General features: G+C 66.8%; 15 protein-coding genes. 5 read left to right on the top strand and 10 right to left on the bottom strand.

All coding sequences use genetic code 11. From position 1 onward, the window contains the following. Window positions 1–56: 56 nt before the first annotated feature. Window positions 57–1,220, bottom strand: a complete 1,164-nt coding sequence (moeB, locus tag VI480_RS11025; RefSeq protein ID WP_323672893.1) for a molybdopterin-synthase adenylyltransferase MoeB — start codon at window positions 1,218–1,220, stop codon at window positions 57–59. Between the two features lie 94 nt (window positions 1,221–1,314). Further along, window positions 1,315–2,124 (bottom strand): Sir2 family NAD-dependent protein deacetylase, encoded by an 810-nt coding sequence (locus VI480_RS11020; RefSeq protein WP_323672892.1) that lies wholly within the window; start codon window positions 2,122–2,124, stop codon window positions 1,315–1,317. Window positions 2,125–2,285: 161 nt separating this feature from the next. On the opposite strand from VI480_RS11020, the gene VI480_RS11015 reads away from it, so the two are divergent. Beyond that, window positions 2,286–3,014: a hypothetical protein gene (locus VI480_RS11015; RefSeq protein ID WP_323672891.1), complete on the top strand. Its 729-nt coding sequence runs from the start codon at window positions 2,286–2,288 to the stop codon at window positions 3,012–3,014. 7 nt (window positions 3,015–3,021) lie between these two features. On the opposite strand, the gene VI480_RS11010 is transcribed toward VI480_RS11015, so the two are convergent. Together VI480_RS11010 and VI480_RS11005 are read right to left on the bottom strand one after the other, a co-directional pair. Continuing rightward, on the bottom strand, window positions 3,022–4,518 hold the full coding sequence (locus tag VI480_RS11010; protein WP_323672890.1) for a leucyl aminopeptidase: 1,497 nt from the start codon (window positions 4,516–4,518) through the stop codon (window positions 3,022–3,024). 126 nt (window positions 4,519–4,644) lie between these two features. Next, window positions 4,645–5,541, bottom strand: a complete 897-nt coding sequence (locus tag VI480_RS11005) for a biotin--[acetyl-CoA-carboxylase] ligase (protein ID WP_323672889.1) — start codon at window positions 5,539–5,541, stop codon at window positions 4,645–4,647. A gap of 81 nt (window positions 5,542–5,622) precedes the next feature. Between VI480_RS11005 and VI480_RS11000 the strand changes: the two genes are divergently transcribed. Next, complete coding sequence (locus VI480_RS11000) at window positions 5,623–7,401, top strand: acetyl-CoA carboxylase biotin carboxylase subunit (protein WP_323672888.1); 1,779 nt, start codon at window positions 5,623–5,625, stop codon at window positions 7,399–7,401. A 39-nt stretch (window positions 7,402–7,440) separates the two neighbouring features. On the opposite strand, the gene VI480_RS10995 is transcribed toward VI480_RS11000, so the two are convergent. The 6 genes from VI480_RS10995 to VI480_RS10970 form a co-directional block, all read right to left on the bottom strand. Next, window positions 7,441–8,418: a glycosyltransferase family 2 protein gene (locus VI480_RS10995; RefSeq protein WP_323672981.1), complete on the bottom strand. Its 978-nt coding sequence runs from the start codon at window positions 8,416–8,418 to the stop codon at window positions 7,441–7,443. A gap of 71 nt (window positions 8,419–8,489) precedes the next feature. Next, the gene (locus VI480_RS10990) at window positions 8,490–9,290 is read right to left on the bottom strand and encodes an ABC transporter permease (RefSeq protein ID WP_323672887.1); all 801 of its coding nucleotides are present in this window, start codon (window positions 9,288–9,290) and stop codon (window positions 8,490–8,492) included. Further along, on the bottom strand, window positions 9,287–10,273 hold the full coding sequence (locus VI480_RS10985; RefSeq protein WP_323672886.1) for an ABC transporter ATP-binding protein: 987 nt from the start codon (window positions 10,271–10,273) through the stop codon (window positions 9,287–9,289). Before VI480_RS10985 ends, VI480_RS10990 begins: the two co-directional genes overlap by 4 nt. A 35-nt stretch (window positions 10,274–10,308) precedes the next feature. Continuing rightward, window positions 10,309–11,265, bottom strand: coding sequence for a hypothetical protein (locus VI480_RS10980; protein WP_323672885.1), 957 nt, complete (start codon window positions 11,263–11,265; stop codon window positions 10,309–10,311). Further along, window positions 11,262–12,209, bottom strand: coding sequence for an ABC transporter ATP-binding protein (locus VI480_RS10975; RefSeq protein ID WP_323672884.1), 948 nt, complete (start codon window positions 12,207–12,209; stop codon window positions 11,262–11,264). The genes VI480_RS10980 and VI480_RS10975 overlap by 4 nt, the downstream gene beginning before the upstream one ends. 55 nt (window positions 12,210–12,264) lie before the next feature. Next, window positions 12,265–13,650 carry a 4-hydroxyphenylacetate 3-hydroxylase N-terminal domain-containing protein gene (locus VI480_RS10970; RefSeq protein WP_323672883.1) on the bottom strand — a complete coding sequence of 462 codons (1,386 nt, stop codon included), beginning with the start codon at window positions 13,648–13,650 and terminating at the stop codon, window positions 12,265–12,267. Window positions 13,651–13,767: 117 nt separating this feature from the next. Between VI480_RS10970 and VI480_RS10965 the strand changes: the two genes are divergently transcribed. The 3 genes from VI480_RS10965 (at window position 13,768) to VI480_RS10955 (ending at window position 17,065) form a co-directional block, all read left to right on the top strand. After that, window positions 13,768–14,592, top strand: a complete 825-nt coding sequence (locus VI480_RS10965; protein WP_323672882.1) for an enoyl-CoA hydratase/isomerase family protein — start codon at window positions 13,768–13,770, stop codon at window positions 14,590–14,592. Window positions 14,593–14,681: 89 nt separating this feature from the next. Then, the gene (locus tag VI480_RS10960) at window positions 14,682–15,566 is read left to right on the top strand and encodes a hypothetical protein (protein ID WP_323672881.1); all 885 of its coding nucleotides are present in this window, start codon (window positions 14,682–14,684) and stop codon (window positions 15,564–15,566) included. 140 nt (window positions 15,567–15,706) lie between these two features. Next, entirely contained in the window at window positions 15,707–17,065 is a 1,359-nt protein-coding gene (locus VI480_RS10955) for an HNH endonuclease signature motif containing protein (protein ID WP_323672880.1), read from the top strand. Window positions 17,066–17,207: the final 142 nt, after the last annotated feature.

The raw sequence follows: 17,207 nt of genomic DNA, 5'->3' as shown, positions 1-17,207 counted from the left end.
CAGCGTACCGGTGCCCCCCAGTCCGCCTGCCGCGGCAGTCCCGATCTGTGAGGGGATCAGCTCAGTGTGGGGCTGCAGAGGCCGTCGAGTTCGCTGACGGTGATGCGCTCGCGATTGGCGTAGGTGACCTCATTGGCAGGGTCCGGACGCAGCCGGAACTCGCGGAAGGTCATCTCCAGCGAGTCGAAGGCGACGATGCGGCCCGACAGCGAATCACCGACGCCGAGGATCAGCTTGATGGTCTCGAGGGCCTGGATCGAGCCCACGATTCCCGGCAGCACGCCGAGCACACCGGCCTCCGCGCACGACGGGGCGAGTTCCGCCGGCGGCGGCTCGGGCAGGTAGTCGCGATAGGTCGGCCCATGCTGCGGGTCGAACACGGTGACCTGGCCCTCGAAGCGGAAGATCGAGCCGTGCACTATGGGTATGCCCAGCTTCACCGAGGCATCGTTGAGCAGGTACCGGCTCGGGAAGTTGTCGGCGCCGTCCACGATCACGTCCCAGCCCGACAGGATCTCCAGCACATTGTCGGCGCCGAGCCGCGTGTCGTAGGTGACCACATTGACGTCGGGGTTCAGTGCAGTCAGGGTTTTCTTGGCCGAATCCACCTTGCGGTCGCCGACCCGGTCGACATTGTGGAGAATCTGGCGCTGCAAGTTCGACTCGTCAACCACGTCCATGTCGATGATGCCGAGCGTGCCGACACCGGCGGCTGCCAGGTAGAGCGCCGCGGGCGAGCCGAGGCCGCCTGCGCCGAGCATGAGCACCTTGGCGTCGAGCAGCTTGAGCTGCCCGGCCTCGCCCACCTCGGGGAGCAGCAGGTGCCGCTGGTAGCGGTTGCGCTGCTCGGCGCCGAGCGAGGCCGGCGTCGACCACGGCCGGCCTTCGTCCTTCCACTGGCCGAAGCCGCCGTCCATGGACACCGCGTTCGGATATCCCAGCTCAGTGAGCGTTTTGGCCGCGAAGGCCGAGCGCACGCCGCCGGCGCAGTAGATGATGATCTCGGCATCGTGATCGGGCAGCCGGTTCTCGATCTGCGCTTCCAGGTGCCCGCGTGGGATGTGGATGGCGTCGGCCAGCGCACCCTGCTCGTATTCGTCGGGCTCGCGCACATCGAGCACCACAGGCGAACGGTCGGTGATCCATTCGGCAGCCGTGGCCGTCGTGATCTCGGTGATCTCGCGCTTGGTCGCTGTCAGCAGTTCGCGGAACGAAGGCATCGGGGCCTCCCTGTTCGTCGCTTGGTGTCGCGTTCGATAGCGCCCAGTCCTGTGACCAGGCTCAGGCCCTAAATCCTACTAATTCAGTCGGGTTTTAGTGCCGCCGCCGATCGCCGCAGATCTGGGGGAGGACCTCGGAGATGGACCGGCGGAGCACCATGTCGGCGAGGTGGTCCATCTCGGTGGCTTCCGCATTGACGATCACAACACGAGCGCCTGCCGATTTCGCCGCCGGCACCACCGCAGCGATCGGATAGACGGCCAGCGTCGTGCCCACCGCCAGCATCAGGTCGCAATTCTCAGCAGCAATCTGGGCACGCAGCAGATCCCGCGCCACGAGCTGCTGGCCGAAGCTGATCGTGGCGCTCTTGAGAATCCCGCCGCACACCGGACACGGCGGGTCGTCCTCGCCGAGCCGCACCCGGTCGAGCACCGCCCCCATGTCAGCGCGGTAGTCGCACTCCAGGCACGCAACCTCGCGGATGGTGCCGTGCACCTCCACGATCTTGTCGGGATCCGAGCCGGCGTCGTGGTGCAGCCCGTCCACATTCTGCGTCAGCAGCGACACCAGCTTGCGGCGGCGCTCGAGCTGCACAAGTGCTCGGTGCCCGTCGTTGGGCTCGGCACCCCACGCACGGTGATCCATGCGCGCCCGCCAGGCCAGCACGCGCACCTCGGGATCGGCCAGGTAGTTCTGCAGCGTCGCCTGCTTCTCGGCAGCGGGGTTCTTGGTCCATACGCCATTGGGGCCGCGGAAGTCCGGGATTCCCGAGTCAGTGGAGATCCCGGCGCCGGTCAGCACCGTGATGGCGCTCGCCTCGTCGATCCATCCCGCCACCGTCCGGACATCGTCATCAGTGTCAGAACTCGAATCGGGCCCCGTGTCCGTCTCGGCTGGGCTCATGCCTCTCAGTCTGACTGATCGCGGGGTACGGGGTTTCACGAGTCTTGTGTGATTAAAAATATATTTCATGTTGTATAAGTATTTTTTGATATACAACACGTTCGCTGTGCACAAACGGCGATCGCCGCCGAACGCGACACAGGATGCTGAAGGAGACCTCGATGCGAACCGATCACCTGCCGACGACTCCCCCGCCCCTGACTGCCAGCAGCGACGCTGCAGCGGTCAACCTGCAGCTCGTCGGCGGCACGGCGACTGTGCAGAGCGAGCCGCTGGTCCCCGCGGCCACAAGCCAGCCGCTGCGTGTCCTTTTGGCGCGGCCGTGGGATGACCCCAGCTTGCGGCGCCGTGGCCACGACCCGCGCTCGGCCTACGTGGAGCGCTTCTGGGTCGCCATCCTGGGCCCGAGCGCCGTCTGGTTTCTGCGCCTGCTCGCACGGGAGTTCGACGAGCTGGCCCCAGGCGAAGACCTGCGGCTGGATCTCGACTCCACCGCCCGGCGACTCGGACTCCAGCACCGCGGCGGCCGCACGAGCAGCTTCATGCGTACTATCGACCGCTGCGCCATGTTCCACCTAGCGCAGTTCGCCGATGACGCCGTGCTGATGGTTCGCCGCCTGCTGCCGCCCGTGCCACGTCGGCTGCACGACCGGATGCCCCAAGAACTGCGTAACGAGGTCGGACGCTGGTCGCGCACCGATGGGGGCGCGGATTTCTCGGTCGGCGAGACACGCTTGCTGGCTTCTTGCATGTTGATGCTCGGCCACGGCCTGCACGAATCAGCCGAGCGCCTGGTGACGCTGGGGCTCGCGCCCAATGCCGCGAACGAGGCAACGGCATGGGCTTGGGCGCAGCGATGCACCCGACCCAGCACACACCGCGGCGGCTAACCCCCGGTCACCAACCGCAGATCAGCTCCACCAGCGTGCGCACACCGAAGCCGGACGCTCCCTTGGACAGCTCGCCGGCATCGGCGTCGGTGCGCACGGGCCCCGCGATGTCGAAGTGCACCCACGGCGTCTCGCCCACAAACTCCGACAGGAACAGGCCGGCGTGAAGCGTGCCCCCGTAACGGTTCTTGCCGATGTTGCGCAGGTCGGCAATCGGCGAGTCGAGCTGCTCGCGGTACTCCGGCGGCAGGGGCAGATGCCAGAGCAGCTCGCCAGCGGCGCTTGCCGCAGCCTCGGCACGCTCGATCGCTGCGGCGTCGTTGCCCATGAGCCCGCCGTACTTGTCGCCGAGCGCCACCATGCAGGCACCCGTCAGCGTGGCGAGGTCGACAACCAGGTCAGGCTCCTCTTCGACCGAGAGCGACAGACCGTCAGCGAGCACGAGCCGCCCCTCGGCGTCGGTGTTCAGCACTTCCACGGTCTTGCCGTTGCGGATGCGCAGCACATCGCCGGGCTTAGTGGCCGTGGGTCCGGGCTGGTTGTCGGTGCAGCAGCAGATGCCCGTGACCGCGACATCGGGCGCGAGCCGCACGATCGCGCTCATCGCGCCGATGACCGCGGCAGCGCCGCCCATGTCGATCTTCATCCACTCCATGCCCTCGAAGGTCTTGAGGTTGAGCCCGCCCGTGTCGAATGTGATGCCCTTGCCGACGAGGTGCACGGTGGCGCGCGGCTCAGCGGTCGGCTGCCAGCGCATGCGGATGAGCGCCGGCGGCTCTGTCGAGCCTGCGTTGACACCCAGGAGCCCACCGCATCGCTCCGCCTCGAGTCGTTCGCGGTCCCACACTTCCACCGATGCAGTGCCTGCCGCGGGATCGCCGTCTGCGGAGGCCGCCTCGATGGCCTCGGTTGCGGCATCGGCGAGGCCGCTTGCGGTGAGCGCGCCGGCTGGCTGGTTGACCAGGTCGCGGGCCAGGGCAATGCCGCCGGCCACAGCGGCGGCACGGGCGAAGGCGGCCGCGGTGTCGGTGCCGTCGGGCGCTGCGAGCACAACTTGGCCGAGTGCGTCGGCTTCGGGCGGTTCGCCCTTGTGCTCGTTGAACCCGTAGGAGGCCAGGAGCATGCCTTCGGCCACTGCCGCGAGTGCGACATCGGTACCGAGATCGTCAGCCGCGACGGTCGCCAGTGCCGAGGTCAGCGAGTCAACCTTCGATGCCGCCCGCCAGAGATTCGCCGCCGCCTTGCGGACGTCCGCCGCAGTGAGATCGTCGGAACCGAGCCCGACGGCGATGGGCATGGTGTCGTCAGCAGTGTCGGCGATGCCGGCCATCAGCGCGGTCCTGCCGACGGCGCCATCGAAGCCGCTGGCTGCCAGGTAGTTGGGCGTGGCGCCCAGCGTGTCCAGCGCATCGCTGCGCACCGGCCTGTCCACGGCGGCAGTGGACGGCGCAGCAGCGGGGTCGGTCACAACCTCGAAGGCGTCAGTTGAAACAGTCAGCGGCACAGCGTCCTCACTCTGTCGGGGGTGTCGCGAGCGGCGGCAAGCGCGGCCCGCACTGCGGTTCTACCCGACGCCGACGCTCAACGCAGGAGATTTCTGTCCTGCGCCGATCGGGGGCCGTATGTCGCTTCACGCTGGGCGCAGGTGCACCACGTCGCCGACCGCCACCGTATGGACCGTCCCGACATCGTCGGTGATCAGCAACCTGCCCTCAGCATCGAGGTCGCTCGCCAAACCTTCGAGGCTGCGCGCATCGTTGGCGGACGCCACCGTTGTGGCATCAAGCGAGACGCGCACGCGATGACCGAGCGTGGCGGAATTCCGACGAGCCTCGTCCAGCACGATGGCCGCGCCGGTGCCGTCAGCGGCCCGGCACAGCAACTCGTAGCGAGCCTCCAGACCCTCCAGCACCCGGCGTGCCAGCAGCGTCCGGTCCACCGGAGCCCCCGATTCCAGGTTCAAGCTCGTCGCGACGCCTTCCAGTTCCGCGGGCACCTCCGGCCAGCCGGTGTTGAGGCCCATGCCCACGACCACCGCAGACAGCAGTCCCTGCGTGCTGATGGACTCGGCCAGGATGCCCGCCAGCTTGCGATCGTGGCGAACGGCGCCGTGACCGTCCGCGTCAGGACCCGCCGGGCCAGCTATCACGAGGTCGTTGGGCCACTTCAGCAGCGGCCGGATTCCGCATACCTGCTCGCACGCGTCTGCGGCCGCCAGACCGACGGCAAGCGTCACCAGGGCCGCCCGAGTCGGAGGCAGCGGTCCCGGCGGCGGGCGCAGCAGCACCGACATCATGAGCGAGGTGCCCGGCGGCGCCGTCCAGCGGCGGCCCCGACGGCCGCGGCCGGCGGTCTGCAGGTCGGCGATCAGCACCTTTCCTTCGGGTGCCCCACTGCGTGCTCGATCCAGCAGCTCAGTGTTAGTCGAGCCGATCTCGTCGCGCCACACGACATCGCCGAAGCGAGTGCCGGCGACCGACCCGAAGTGCGGCGAGTCGAATTCCCCCGGTTCGTGCTCGGCAGGCACGCAGCGACAGTACCGGTAGCGAACATGAGCAGGGAGCAATAGCGTCGCCTTTCTATGTCCTGCCGTTCGGGGACCTGATCCGTGTTCAGCAAGCTCCTCATCGCCAACCGGGGCGAGATAGCGGTGCGTGTCATCCGAGCGTGCCGCGAGCTGGGCATTCCGTCCGTCGCGGTGTACAGCGAACTCGACCGCGACGCCATGCATGTGCGGCTCGCCGACGAGGCGTTCGCCCTCGGCGGTCAGACCGCGGCGGAGAGCTACCTCAACACCGAGGCAATCCTCGACGTCATCGCCCGGTGCGGCGCCGATGCGGTCCACCCCGGATATGGCTTCTATTCCGAGAACGCCGACTTTGCCCGCGCCATCACCGAGCGGGGTGTCACGTTCGTGGGGCCGCCGCCCGAGGCCATTGAGGTGATGGGCGACAAGATCTCGGCCCGCCTGGCTGCGGAACGTTCCGGCGTCGCCGGCGTGCCCGGCACCACCGAGGTGATCACCTCCCCCGACGAAGTCGCAGCATTCGGCGACGAGCACGGTTACCCCATCGCCATCAAGGCGGCGTACGGGGGCGGCGGTCGCGGCATGAAAGTTGTCGGCAGCCCCGACGAGATCGAAGCCGCCCTGGCATCGGCGCAGCGGGAGGCCGAGGCGTTCTTCGGGCGCGGCGAGTGCTACATGGAGCGCTACCTCACCTGGCCCCGCCACATCGAGATGCAGATCATCGCCGATCACCACGGCAACGCCGTGTGGCTTGGCGAGCGTGACTGCTCCGCGCAGCGCCGGCACCAGAAGCTGGTGGAGGAGAGCCCTGCGCCCCTGCTCGACGATGCCGTCCGCAAGGCGATGGGCGACGCGGCGGTGGCCGTGGCCCGCGGCTGCAACTACACGAATGCCGGCACGGTGGAGTTCCTTTACCAGGACGGCGAGTTCTTCTACTTGGAGATGAACACTCGGCTGCAGGTGGAGCACCCGGTCACCGAAATGGTGACCGGCATCGATCTTGTCCGCGAGCAGATCCGGGTGGCCGCCGGGGAGCCGCTGTCGTTCACGCAGTCCGAGGTGACCTCGGTCGGCCACGCGATCGAGGCACGCATCAATGCCGAGGATCCGGCGGGCGGTCGCTTCCTGCCGTCCCCGGGCTCGCTGACGTCTCTGGTGGTGCCGGACGGTTTCGGCATTCGCTGGGACGGCGGCTACGAAGCCGGCGACACCGTCAGCCAGTACTACGACAACCTCATCGGCAAGCTCGTCGTGTGGGGCTCCGATCGTCCGACGGCCATCGCCCGCATGCAGCGGGCCCTCAGCGAGCTGAGCGTCGGCGGCGTCGCGACCACCTCAGCAGCGCACACGCGGATCATGGCCTCAGAGGACTTCCAGGCTGGCATCCACAGCACGAAGTGGGTGGAAGAACGGCTCGACCTGAGCGGTGTGACCGGCAAGACCGACGCAGAACCCCCCGCTGCGCCCGACGGCGACGACCTGCCGCGCGTGCGACGGGACGTGGTGGTGGAAGTGGACGGCAAGCGGTTCTCGGTGAGCGCGTGGGTGCCCGAGACAGCGCCGCCAAATCCAGCCAGCACAGGCAATGCGGCCAACACGGCTGCTCGCCCCCGGCGCGCAAGCGGCGGCGCTTCGGCGGGCACCGGCACCGGTCAGGTGACCGTCCCGATGCAGGGGACCATTGTCAAGATCCTGGTGGAAGTTGGCCAGGAGGTCACGGCCGGCGAAGGGGTAGTGGTGCTCGAAGCCATGAAGATGGAGAACAGCATCAACGCCGACCGGTCGGGAACCGTCACCGAGATCAAGGTCGAACCGGGCGACACGGTGGGCGCCGGCGACGTGGTGGTCGTTGTTTCGTAGCACTCCAGCCAGCAAGCACATGTGCCATGGCCGGCGCACCTATCTGCGCGGCTCCCCGGTTTCAGAATCTGGCTGCTTCAGTGTTCCGACGTCGAGCTCTATCGCGCGGACTCGGCGCAACGTTCGCTCTGCGATCACACGGTTGGCGCGCAGCAGGTCGGCCAGAACGCCCAGCATCACGAGCTGCATGGCCACGAGCAGCGCGACGGCGCCGATGATGAGCGATTGCACATGTCCTGAGCCGTCCGAGGTCACCAGGAACCACCCGAAGCGGGCGAACAGGAACATGCCGACCGCAGCGAACAGTGCCGCCGGCACAGCGAAGACCCGCAGCGGTTCGTGCATCGCGTAGACGCGGGCGATGGTGCCGGCCGCCCTGCGCACGTACTGGCGCTTGGACTTGAACAAGCGCGACGGCCGGGTGGTGGGATTCACCCGCACCGGCACATCGGTGACCGCAAGGTCCGACTTGCCGGCCTGGATCACGGTCTCGAGCGTGTACGTGAACCGCGACACGACGTTCGCCGCCAGCGCAGCCTCCCGGCTGTAGGCGCGGAACCCAGAAGTCACATCGGCCACGTCGGTCGCCGATGCTTGGCGGACCGTCCACGAGCCGAGCCACTGCAGCCGCTTCTTGAGCGGCGAGAACTCTGGGTGGTTGCGGATGTCTCGCGAGCCGATCACCAGGTCGGCGCGGCCGGCCACGATCGGCTCGGTCAGCTTGCTGATGTCGTCCGCTTCGTACTGGTTGTCGCCGTCGGTGTTCACGATCACGTCGGCGCCCATGCGCAGCGCCGCATCGATGCCACTGGCGAAGGCCACGGCGAGCCCCTTGTTCTGCGTGAGGCTGACAACGGCGTCGGCACCGTGGTTCCGAGCCACCTTCACCGTGTCGTCGGTGGAGCCATCGTCGATGACCAGCCACAGCACTTCGCTGAAGCCGTCCACCTGGCGCGGCAGCTCGCTCATGGTCTGACCCAGGGTCTCTGCCTCATTGAGACAGGGGATCTGAATCACCAGGCGCACCCGCCCATTGTGTCGCGCTCCCGCTGCGGAGGTATGACCCCCGGTTGCCCACCTTGGCGCGGTCAGTCGACGTTGAGGCGGCTGAGTCGCACGGCGGCGAGGGCGAGGCTGACAACCGACACGCTTGCGAGCACGATGATCGACGTCACGAGCCCGTAGGTGGTGAAGCCGAGATCGACGTCAGCGATCTGCGAGAGCAGCGAGCGGGCGTAGCCGCGCAATGACAGCCGCTCGGCGAAATCGCCCAAGCCGACCGCCAGCCCCTCCCACAGCAGCACGTAGGCGATCCCCCACAGCACGGCTTTGCGGAACAGCAGGCCCAACAGCACGAACAGGCACGAATACGCGACGGTGCCCAGCGCCGCTGCGGCCAGCGCTCCCAGTGCGACGCCTCCTGATTCGGCAACGAAGTCAGTCGCGAACCAGCCGCCCAGCGTGGTCGGGATGACGCACAGCGGCAGCGAGACTGTCACTGCCGCCGCGGCAGCCGCCACCACCAGCGGCATGCGGCCCATGGGCCGGAGCCACAGGTACACGAGCGTGCCGTCGTCGCGCGCATCGCCGAGCGAGGCCGCGGCGAACACCAGCGAGACGATGGGCACGATGACGATCAGACCGAACCCGTCGGCATAGCTCGCGCCGTCGTAGATCATCCCGCTGTCTGCACCGGCGCCGCTGTTCGACGAGTTGCCCACCACCCAGCCGACGACGATCATGATCGCCCCCAGGGCGCTGAGCGCCGCTATACGACCCACCGAGACAATCTGGCGGATCAGAACCCGGTAGCACAGCGCGGTCGCGCGCGCGGTGCCGACGCGCCGTAGCACTGGCGTCGAGGCTGCGGCGCCTTCGGGGTTGCTCATCGTCGCTCCACCAAGTAGCGGAACACCGACTCGAGGTCGTCATCGAGGGGTAGCACCGAGCGCAGGCGTGAGTCGAGGCGACGGGCCAAGGGCGCGATCTCGCGCCCAAGCCGGTCCACGTCCAAGGTGTGGGCGACGACGGCGTCCCCCTCGACACGGACGCCGACGGCGGTACCCGACTCCACCAACGCGCCGGCCAAGGAGCGGGGCTTGTCGCATTCGATGCTGATGCGGTGCGGGCGATCGTCCATCAGCTCGCGGAGCTCGCGGTAATCGCCGCTGGCGACGAGGCGGCCCTGGGCAATCACCAGGATTCTCGATCCGAGCCGGGCGACCTCCTCCAGCACGTGGGACGAGACGAGCACGCAGCGCCCCTGCGCGCCGAGGTCTTCGAGCAACTCGATCATGCGGCGTCGTTGCACTGGATCGAGACCGTTGAGCGGCTCGTCCAGGATCAGCACCTCCGGATCGTGGACAAGAGCCGCGGCCAGCTTGGTGCGCTGCCGCATGCCCTTGGAATAGCCCGACACCGGTCGATGATCGTCGGGATCGAGTTCCACAATGCCCAGAGCGTGTCGCCCGGCCGCTTCAGGATCCGCCACACCCTGCGTGGCGGCTGCGATCGTCACGAACTCGAGCGCGTCGAGCCGGTCGAAGAGGGCGTCCTGCTGCGGCGACAGCCCGATCCGGCCGCGCACATCGCGATTGCGCCGGGCATCAGCTCCCAGCACGCGCACCGTTCCCCTCGATGGCGGCGTGAGCCCGCACATCATGCGGAACAGCGTTGATTTGCCTGCGCCGTTGGGCCCCAGCAGTGCCGTGACGCCGGCACGGACGGCGAAGGTCACATCGGACACGGCCACCACATCGCCGAAGAACTTCGATACACCGTGCACCTCGACCATGCCTGCGGGCGGCACAGGAACCGCAGCGGCGCCCGGTCCCTGCGCGGACGCCTGTTCGTCGCCGGCGGCGTCAGGCATGGGGGCCGGTGCAGGAGCGGGGCGAGGTCGGGAGTTCATCGACCCCCCTCGATGCGGCGATAGCGCCACCACAGCACAGATGCACCTGCCGCCACCCACGCGGCATTCGCCGCGATGACGAACAGCGTCGACAGCTCGCTGATGCGCTGGCCAGGCGAGCCTTCGTCGTCGCCAAGCGGCGGCGGTCCGACGCCGAAGATCCGGTCCTTCAGCGCAGCACCGATCTCGCCGAGGTTGAACGCATAGATGCGGGCGTCCATCTCGGCGACTTCGACCAGGACGCTGGTCACCAGATTGGAGCCCAGCAGCAGCAGGACCACGCCAATCACGGCGAATGCCCGCCGATCGGTCAAGCTCGAGATAGCCAGGCTGGCGGCGGCAATCGTGGCGGCGATGGCGATGCCGGCGCCCAGTATGCGCACGAGCACGATCAGCCAGTCCCCCGGCCCGTCCGGGCCGGATCCTTCGATGGTGTAAGCGACGAGCAGAAACAGCAGCGGCCCCACGGTGATGACCGCCAGCGTCGCCGTCACCGCAGCCGCCTTCGATGCGAGATAGCTCCACAGACGCAGCGGCGTGGACAGGTACAGCGACAGCATCCCGTTGCGTCGGTCGGCCACCAGAATCTCCGGAACGACGATCCCGCAGAAGAAGAACAACGCTGCCTGTATGAGGACGTAGTACTCGTGGTAGTCGGGCAGGATCTGCTCAGAGATCAGGTCGATGTCGAGCACCGTGGCCATCCCCACGAACACGATTGCCGGCACCAAGGCGATCACCACAGCCAGCCAAGGCAGGAACTTGTGGCGCGCCGGACGGCCGAAGCCGAGCGTGAATCTCCACGACGACCCCACGACCGACCGCATGGCGCCGGCGAGTCCGTGGCGGGCGCCGCTGTAGGGCCGGTACCGCTGGTCGAGAATCTGTGCCGCGCCCCCGATTGCCTCTGGCGGTTGCGCCCGGTGGACGGCGGTTCCGGTGGTGTCGCTCATATTGCCGATCCCTCGAACAGATCGGCAAGCGTGCGCTGGCGGGCTTCGAGGCGCCGGATGCGCGCACCTGCTTCGGCAACCGCGTCGCGCGCCCGGTCGCTGAGCTCATCCCGACCCTGACCGCCCAGTCGCAGCGTGGTGCCGGTGCGCTCCACCTCCACGCCGGCCCGTGTGAGCAAGCGCTCGACCTCATCCACCGAGCCCGCCGGCTCGGCGATGTCGACCAGTTCCAAGGTGATGCCTTCGCCGTCGCCGACCAGTTCGGTGATCGGCCCGTCGGCAATCAAGCGCCCCGCGTCGAGGGCGACGATGTGGTCGCAGACCCGCTCGACCTCCTCGAGCAGATGCGACGACAAGACCACGTTGACCGAGTGCTCGTTGCTGATCTCGCCGATGAGCGTGAGCATCTCGGTGCGCTGCGTCGGATCGAGCCCGGAGGTGGGTTCGTCGAGCAGCACCAGCTGCGGGTCGGACGCGACGGCCTGCGCCAGCTTGACGCGCTGGCGCTGACCGGTGGACATGGTGCCGAGCGTGCGGGTGCGCTCCTCGCCGAGCCCGACCAGCCACAGGCTGTCCGATGCCCGGGTGCGGGCTTCGCTGCGAGGCAGGCCGCGTACCTGTGCCAGATGGCGCACGAAATCGACGGCCCGCATCTCGTCGGGAAGCACATCGCGCTCGGGCGCGAATCCGACTTGTGCGCGCAGTGCGGCGCCCTGGCTGCGGGGATCGAGCCCCAGCACCGTGGCCGAACCCGAGGTCGGCGGACGCAGGCCGAGCAAAGCGTTGAGCAGCGTGGTCTTGCCGGCACCATTCGCCCCGACGAGCCCGGTCACGCCGGGCCGCATCCGAATGTCGAGCGCGTCCAGCGCCACCGTCGATCCGAACTGCTGTGTCAGCGATGTCGTCGAGGCGATCACTGCCGGCTCGGATGAGGATTCGCTCACATCGTCAAGCTAGGCGAGCCGCTCTCGCGACCCCCGTCAGGGGGGCCGCTCGGCACTAGTGCTCGGCGTCGGCGAGCCCAGCCACGGCCAGCGCCTTCTGCTTGGCCGCGTCGAGGTCGTAGTGCTTGCGCGTCACGATGCGCTGGGCGTACAGACCGCCTCCGGCCTGCAGGTTGGTCACGAACTTCCAGCCGCCGTAGGAGTCGGCGGTGAGGTCCCGGATGGTGTGCATCAGGCGTGCCCGGTACTCGCCGTCGACATCGTGGCGGGTGGACATGTACTTGCGTGCCAGCGCGCCGACATCAGGATTCTCGAAGTCGGCCGGCACCGGCGACGTGAGCACGGCACCGCCGGCGATGTCGTGGAGGTGGCGAACCATGGCGCTGTAGTTCGCCGCCGCTTGGAACTTGCCGGCGTTGGTGTAGAGCTCGTTAGGAAACGCCGCACCCTCGGGCCCGATGGAACAGTGAGCGATGGCCGCTTCCAGCGCAGCGCGGATCAGCGTGGCGTGGATGATCAACTCGGAGATCTTCTCCTTGACGTGGCCGATCCCCGCTGTGCCGTTGGCCTCGGCCACGAGCTGGGCCAGCCCGACGAGCTGGTCGGCTTCCTCCACGAAAGCCGACAGCCCGCCGAGGCGCTCCCACAGTCCCAACGCATGGGCGAACACGGCGGCGTAGTGCGTCTCGCCATCGAGGAAGACGCGCTCGTGAGGCACGAACACGTCGTCGAAGATCACGAAGCCCTCGGGATAGTGATGCTCGCCCGACACCGGGAACGCCCGGGGGTCCTCATGCCGAGGTGCGTAGGTGGTGTTGATGATCTTGACACCGGGGGCGCTCACCGGCACCGAGCAGCCGATCGACCAGTCCTCCTCGCCGGGCTTCATGGCCTTGGTGGGGATAGTGAGCAGCTCGTGGCCGAACGAGGCGCCGGTGATGTGCAGCTTGGCACCGCGGATCACCACGCCGTCCCGCTGGCGGTCCACGACGCGCACATAGGAGTCGAGGTCGTCCTGGCGGGCCGGCGGCCGGCTGCGGTCGCCCTTGGCATCGGTGATGCACTGGGTGATCCGCACGTCGTCGCGCTGCGCCTCGCCGATGAAGGCATCCATCCGCTCGATGTAGTCGGGCTTGGTGTCGACCATGCGACCTGCGGCCGTCTTCAGCGTCTGGATGGACGTGTAGGTGACATGGGCCATCATCCCCGCCGAATGCAGCATGGGGATCATCTCACGCAGGTCGTCCGCGCTGCGCGGCACGGTCATCAGCGGCGAAGTGGCATCGGGTGCGGGGTCGTAGAAGCGGTCGTACCCCGCAGCAGTCGCGTCGACCGTTTGGCCGAGGATCGGGTGAGTCTCCAAGTCGTCGACCTGCTTGCCCTCGAAGTACGTCAGGCGTCCGTCTGCGAGCGATTCCTTGTACTGCTGGCCGGTGCGCATCGTGAGCTCCCCATCTGTCGCGAGTGCCGTCGCGAGCGGCAGTCACGCTAGTAGTGCGCTGCTGAGCTAGCCGGAGTCGCAGGTGGCCGCACGGGTGGGTGCGCTAGAACGGCACCCATGACGGATCCTTCCTACAAGGGCCCTGTGCCCGACATCTCCGACCCCAGCGCCGCTGCCACGTACCAGCTCGACGGGCACATCGCCACCATCACCTACAACCGGCCCGAGGCCATGAACGCCATCAACGGCGACATGCGGCAGTGCCTGAACGCTGCGTGGATGGAGTTCTACAACAACCCAGACGCGTGGGTGGCGATCATGACCGGGGAGGGCCGGGCCTTCTGCGCCGGCGCCGACCTGCGCGATCCGACCAAGGGCTCAGCAGGCACCTGGTCGGGGTCGTACTTCGAGATCCCCACCATCAACAGCCTCGAGAGCGGCCTCGAGCTGTACAAGCCGATCATCGCGGCCATCAACGGCGCGTGCATCGGCTACGGGCTCACCGGGGCCCTGGTGGCGGACTTTCTCATCGCATCTGACCGCGCCATCTTCGGCATGCCCGAGGTGAGGATCGGCGTGCCGACCATCGTGGGCTCGATGCGGATGCCGCACAAGATCGGCTGGGCAAACGCCATGGAGATCCTGCTGACCGGCGAAAACTTCGACGCCGAGCAAGCTCACGAGATGGGGCTCGCATGGAAGGTCGTTCCGCACGACACGCTCATGGACGAAGCCCGCTCCCTGGCCGAGCGGCTGTGCCAAGGAGCGCCCCTTGCCGTGCGAGCCGTGAAAGAAGTGGCGTGGCGCAGCCAGCGCATGGGCTGGACCGAGGCCCTGCGCATGGGCGAGTCGATACGCAGGATCGTTGGCGACAGCGATGACGCCAAGGAAGGCGGGCGAGCGTTCGCCGAGAAGCGCCCGCCCGAGTGGACCGGTGTGTAGCCTTCATGACACTATCGCGATAGGCAAGGCAGCCCAAAACCCCTGTGTCCCGCTCCTGTAACTCGCGCTTCGAATCCCAGAGAATAGATATGGAACCCAAGCTCACGAAACTCAATCGCATCTCGATGAAATCGGATAATCGATTGAATGAGCGATGGCTTCAGGAAAAACTGGTTGCCCAACCAGAATTGCTCGGACTCGGTGATGTGGTACTGCGAGACAAGGAGCGAATGCAGCCGAGCGGGGGACGGTTGGACCTGCTCTTCTCCGATGAAGCGGATGAGACATGGTACGAGATAGAATTACAGCTCGGCCCTGTTGACGAGTCACACATCATCCGAACGCTCGAGTACTGGGACCTAGAACGTCTTCGCTATCAGAATAGACAGCATATCGCCGTTATTGTCGCCGAAGAAATCACAGCGAGATTCTTCAATGTCATTAGCCTCTTCAATCGGTTCATTCCGATCGTGGCTCTCCAAGCGACAGCGTATGAAATGACTGACGGTAGCGTCGCCTTGACCTTCACGAAGGTACTCGACCACAGGGCGCTTGAGGCACCTGACGAGGCCGTGGCTGCTCCCGCCGACCGTCAGTACTGGGAGGCTAGGGCGAGCACGGCGTCTCTACAATTCACCGACAAACTGTTGCAGGTGCTCAACAACATCTCCGAGACTCAGCAATTCACTCTGAATTACAATAGGGCCTATATCGGGCTCGTGAACGCCGCGAGTCAAACAGTGATGAATCTAGTGTATCTGAGGCCTCGAAAGAAGCATGTACTAGTAGAGGCAAAATGCAAGCAAGACTCATCGCTGACTGAGTTGCTAGACGATTCGTCGCTCGATTTTATGGACTACCGAAGCAAACATGGTTGCTATCGTTTTCGGGTCGCAGACGTCGCTCAACTCGATGAAGACGCGCAAGGACTCGTCAAGCTACTCCTAGAGAGAGCACTCAGCGAAAATACATAATGGCGGAGCAGGCGAGGCCTCCGGCATGCACACGCAGGCCGAATATTGCGTGGAATCGATTCTTGCAGATTTCCGAATTTCACCGAAATCTGTGCGCGCGAGTGTTTGCAATTGAGAACAAATGCGTGTATGCTCTCGTCATGTTCGGCGACGTTGTGCGAGAACTCGCTCCCGGCTACTGGGAGGCGCACGACGACGGCAACAGCACGACATCTGCGTGGGTCGGCGCTGATTCGGCTTGGCCCGGTGAGGCAGAGATGTGGGCTGACAGCGGCGCTGCAAGAGGCGTTGCAGGCGGCGCCCCCAGCGTGCTGGGGGCGCTGAGCGGCTGCGACCTCAAAGAGTTGGTCGTCGAACTGGCGAAAGAGCGTGCCCGTGTCGAGGGCCGCTACCTAGCAGCGGTCGGCGAGCTGGCAGCGCGCAATGGCGCACAATCCGCCGCCTATGTCCTGCGCGACCAGACCCGCATGAACTGCGCGCAGGCCCGCAGCGAGGCCCGCCTGGCCGAGAGCCTGGTCTCAGAAGGATTCACCGACACGCTCGACGCGATGCAGGCAGGCGAGATCCACATGTCACACGCGAAGGTGATAGCCCGGGAAGCGCCCAAGAAACACCGCCGCAGCGAGGACGAGTTCCTAGAGCTCGCCCGTGCATATCCCTCCGACACCATCGCACGCCACCCGCTCGCATACCGCAGCCTGGAGGTCGAAGCCGATCTTGCGGCCGAGGCTGCCGCTAACGGCCTCAGCCCCATCGACGCCGAGCTAGCAATGCAACGTCATGAGCGCTCGGCGTCGCTGCGCATGGGTGACGATGGCATGTGGCATCTGCGCGGCAAGTTCGATTTCCTCACAGGACGACGACTCAGCGGGGCGCTGCAGGCCGCGGTGCGCTCGATGCGCCGGCGCCACGATGAGAGCAGCGCTGACGACGGAAGCGGTGATGCTCCGTCCAAGGCACAGCTCACCGCCGATGCCCTTTACGATCTGGCGATCGGCAAAGAAACGGCTCGGCGCCCCGCCGCCAACTTAATCGTCATCGCCGACTACGACGCTGTCAATGACCGGCTCGCCAATCACCGCCTCGATGACGGCACTCCCCTGTCAGCGCAGATGCTCGTGGAACATGCGCTCGACGCCGAGGTGCTGCCCGCGATGTTCAGCGCCGACTGGTCCCAGCTCGCTCTGGGCCGCACCCGCAACGCCAGCGATGCCCAACGACTCGTCCTCGCCGCACGCGACGGCGGCTGCATCGGCTGCGAACTCACCGCAGAGCACACCCAAGCCCACCACATCGACCACTACGAAAACGGCGGCCTCACGGAGATACCCAACCTCGCATCACTCTGCGAACCCTGCCACCGACACCTCCACACCCGCGGCCGCAAGATCCACATACCACCCAACGGCCGACCTCGCCTCCAACCCCTCGAACCCGCCGACAACGACCCATCGGGCCGCGACCCTGCCGCTGCGCCGACCGCAGCGCGCAGTCCCTAATCGCCGGAGCGTCTGCCGGGAGACGTGATACCGCCGTAGGAGGTCCTAGTGGATTGTCGTGGGTTTGGTTGCGGTGTTGGTTAGTGTCGGCGGATGAGCTTGTGTGCTGCTGCGTTGGTGCTGGACGGCTCGGACCGGGCCG

The organism is Candidatus Poriferisodalis multihospitum, from assembly GCF_028283155.1.
In the GTDB taxonomy this organism is placed as follows: domain Bacteria; phylum Actinomycetota; class Acidimicrobiia; order Acidimicrobiales; family Poriferisodalaceae; genus Poriferisodalis; species Poriferisodalis multihospitum.
This window is presented reverse-complemented; position numbering and strand designations above follow the sequence as displayed.

Excerpts from the sequence above, each read along its gene's own strand:
- VI480_RS11015 (WP_323672891.1), top strand. The coding sequence starts at position 2,286 with ATGCGAACCGATCACCTGCCGACGACTCCCCCGCCCCTGACTGCCAGC.
- moeB (WP_323672893.1), bottom strand. The coding sequence starts at position 1,220 with ATGCCTTCGTTCCGCGAACTGCTGACAGCGACCAAGCGCGAGATCACC.
- VI480_RS10970 (WP_323672883.1), bottom strand. The coding sequence starts at position 13,650 with ATGCGCACCGGCCAGCAGTACAAGGAATCGCTCGCAGACGGACGCCTG.
- VI480_RS11020 (WP_323672892.1), bottom strand. The coding sequence starts at position 2,124 with ATGAGCCCAGCCGAGACGGACACGGGGCCCGATTCGAGTTCTGACACT.
- VI480_RS10965 (WP_323672882.1), top strand. The coding sequence starts at position 13,768 with ATGACGGATCCTTCCTACAAGGGCCCTGTGCCCGACATCTCCGACCCC.
- VI480_RS10985 (WP_323672886.1), bottom strand. The coding sequence starts at position 10,273 with ATGCCTGACGCCGCCGGCGACGAACAGGCGTCCGCGCAGGGACCGGGC.
- VI480_RS10980 (WP_323672885.1), bottom strand. The coding sequence starts at position 11,265 with ATGAGCGACACCACCGGAACCGCCGTCCACCGGGCGCAACCGCCAGAG.
- VI480_RS10990 (WP_323672887.1), bottom strand. The coding sequence starts at position 9,290 with ATGAGCAACCCCGAAGGCGCCGCAGCCTCGACGCCAGTGCTACGGCGC.
- VI480_RS10955 (WP_323672880.1), top strand. The coding sequence starts at position 15,707 with ATGTTCGGCGACGTTGTGCGAGAACTCGCTCCCGGCTACTGGGAGGCG.
- VI480_RS10960 (WP_323672881.1), top strand. The coding sequence starts at position 14,682 with ATGGAACCCAAGCTCACGAAACTCAATCGCATCTCGATGAAATCGGAT.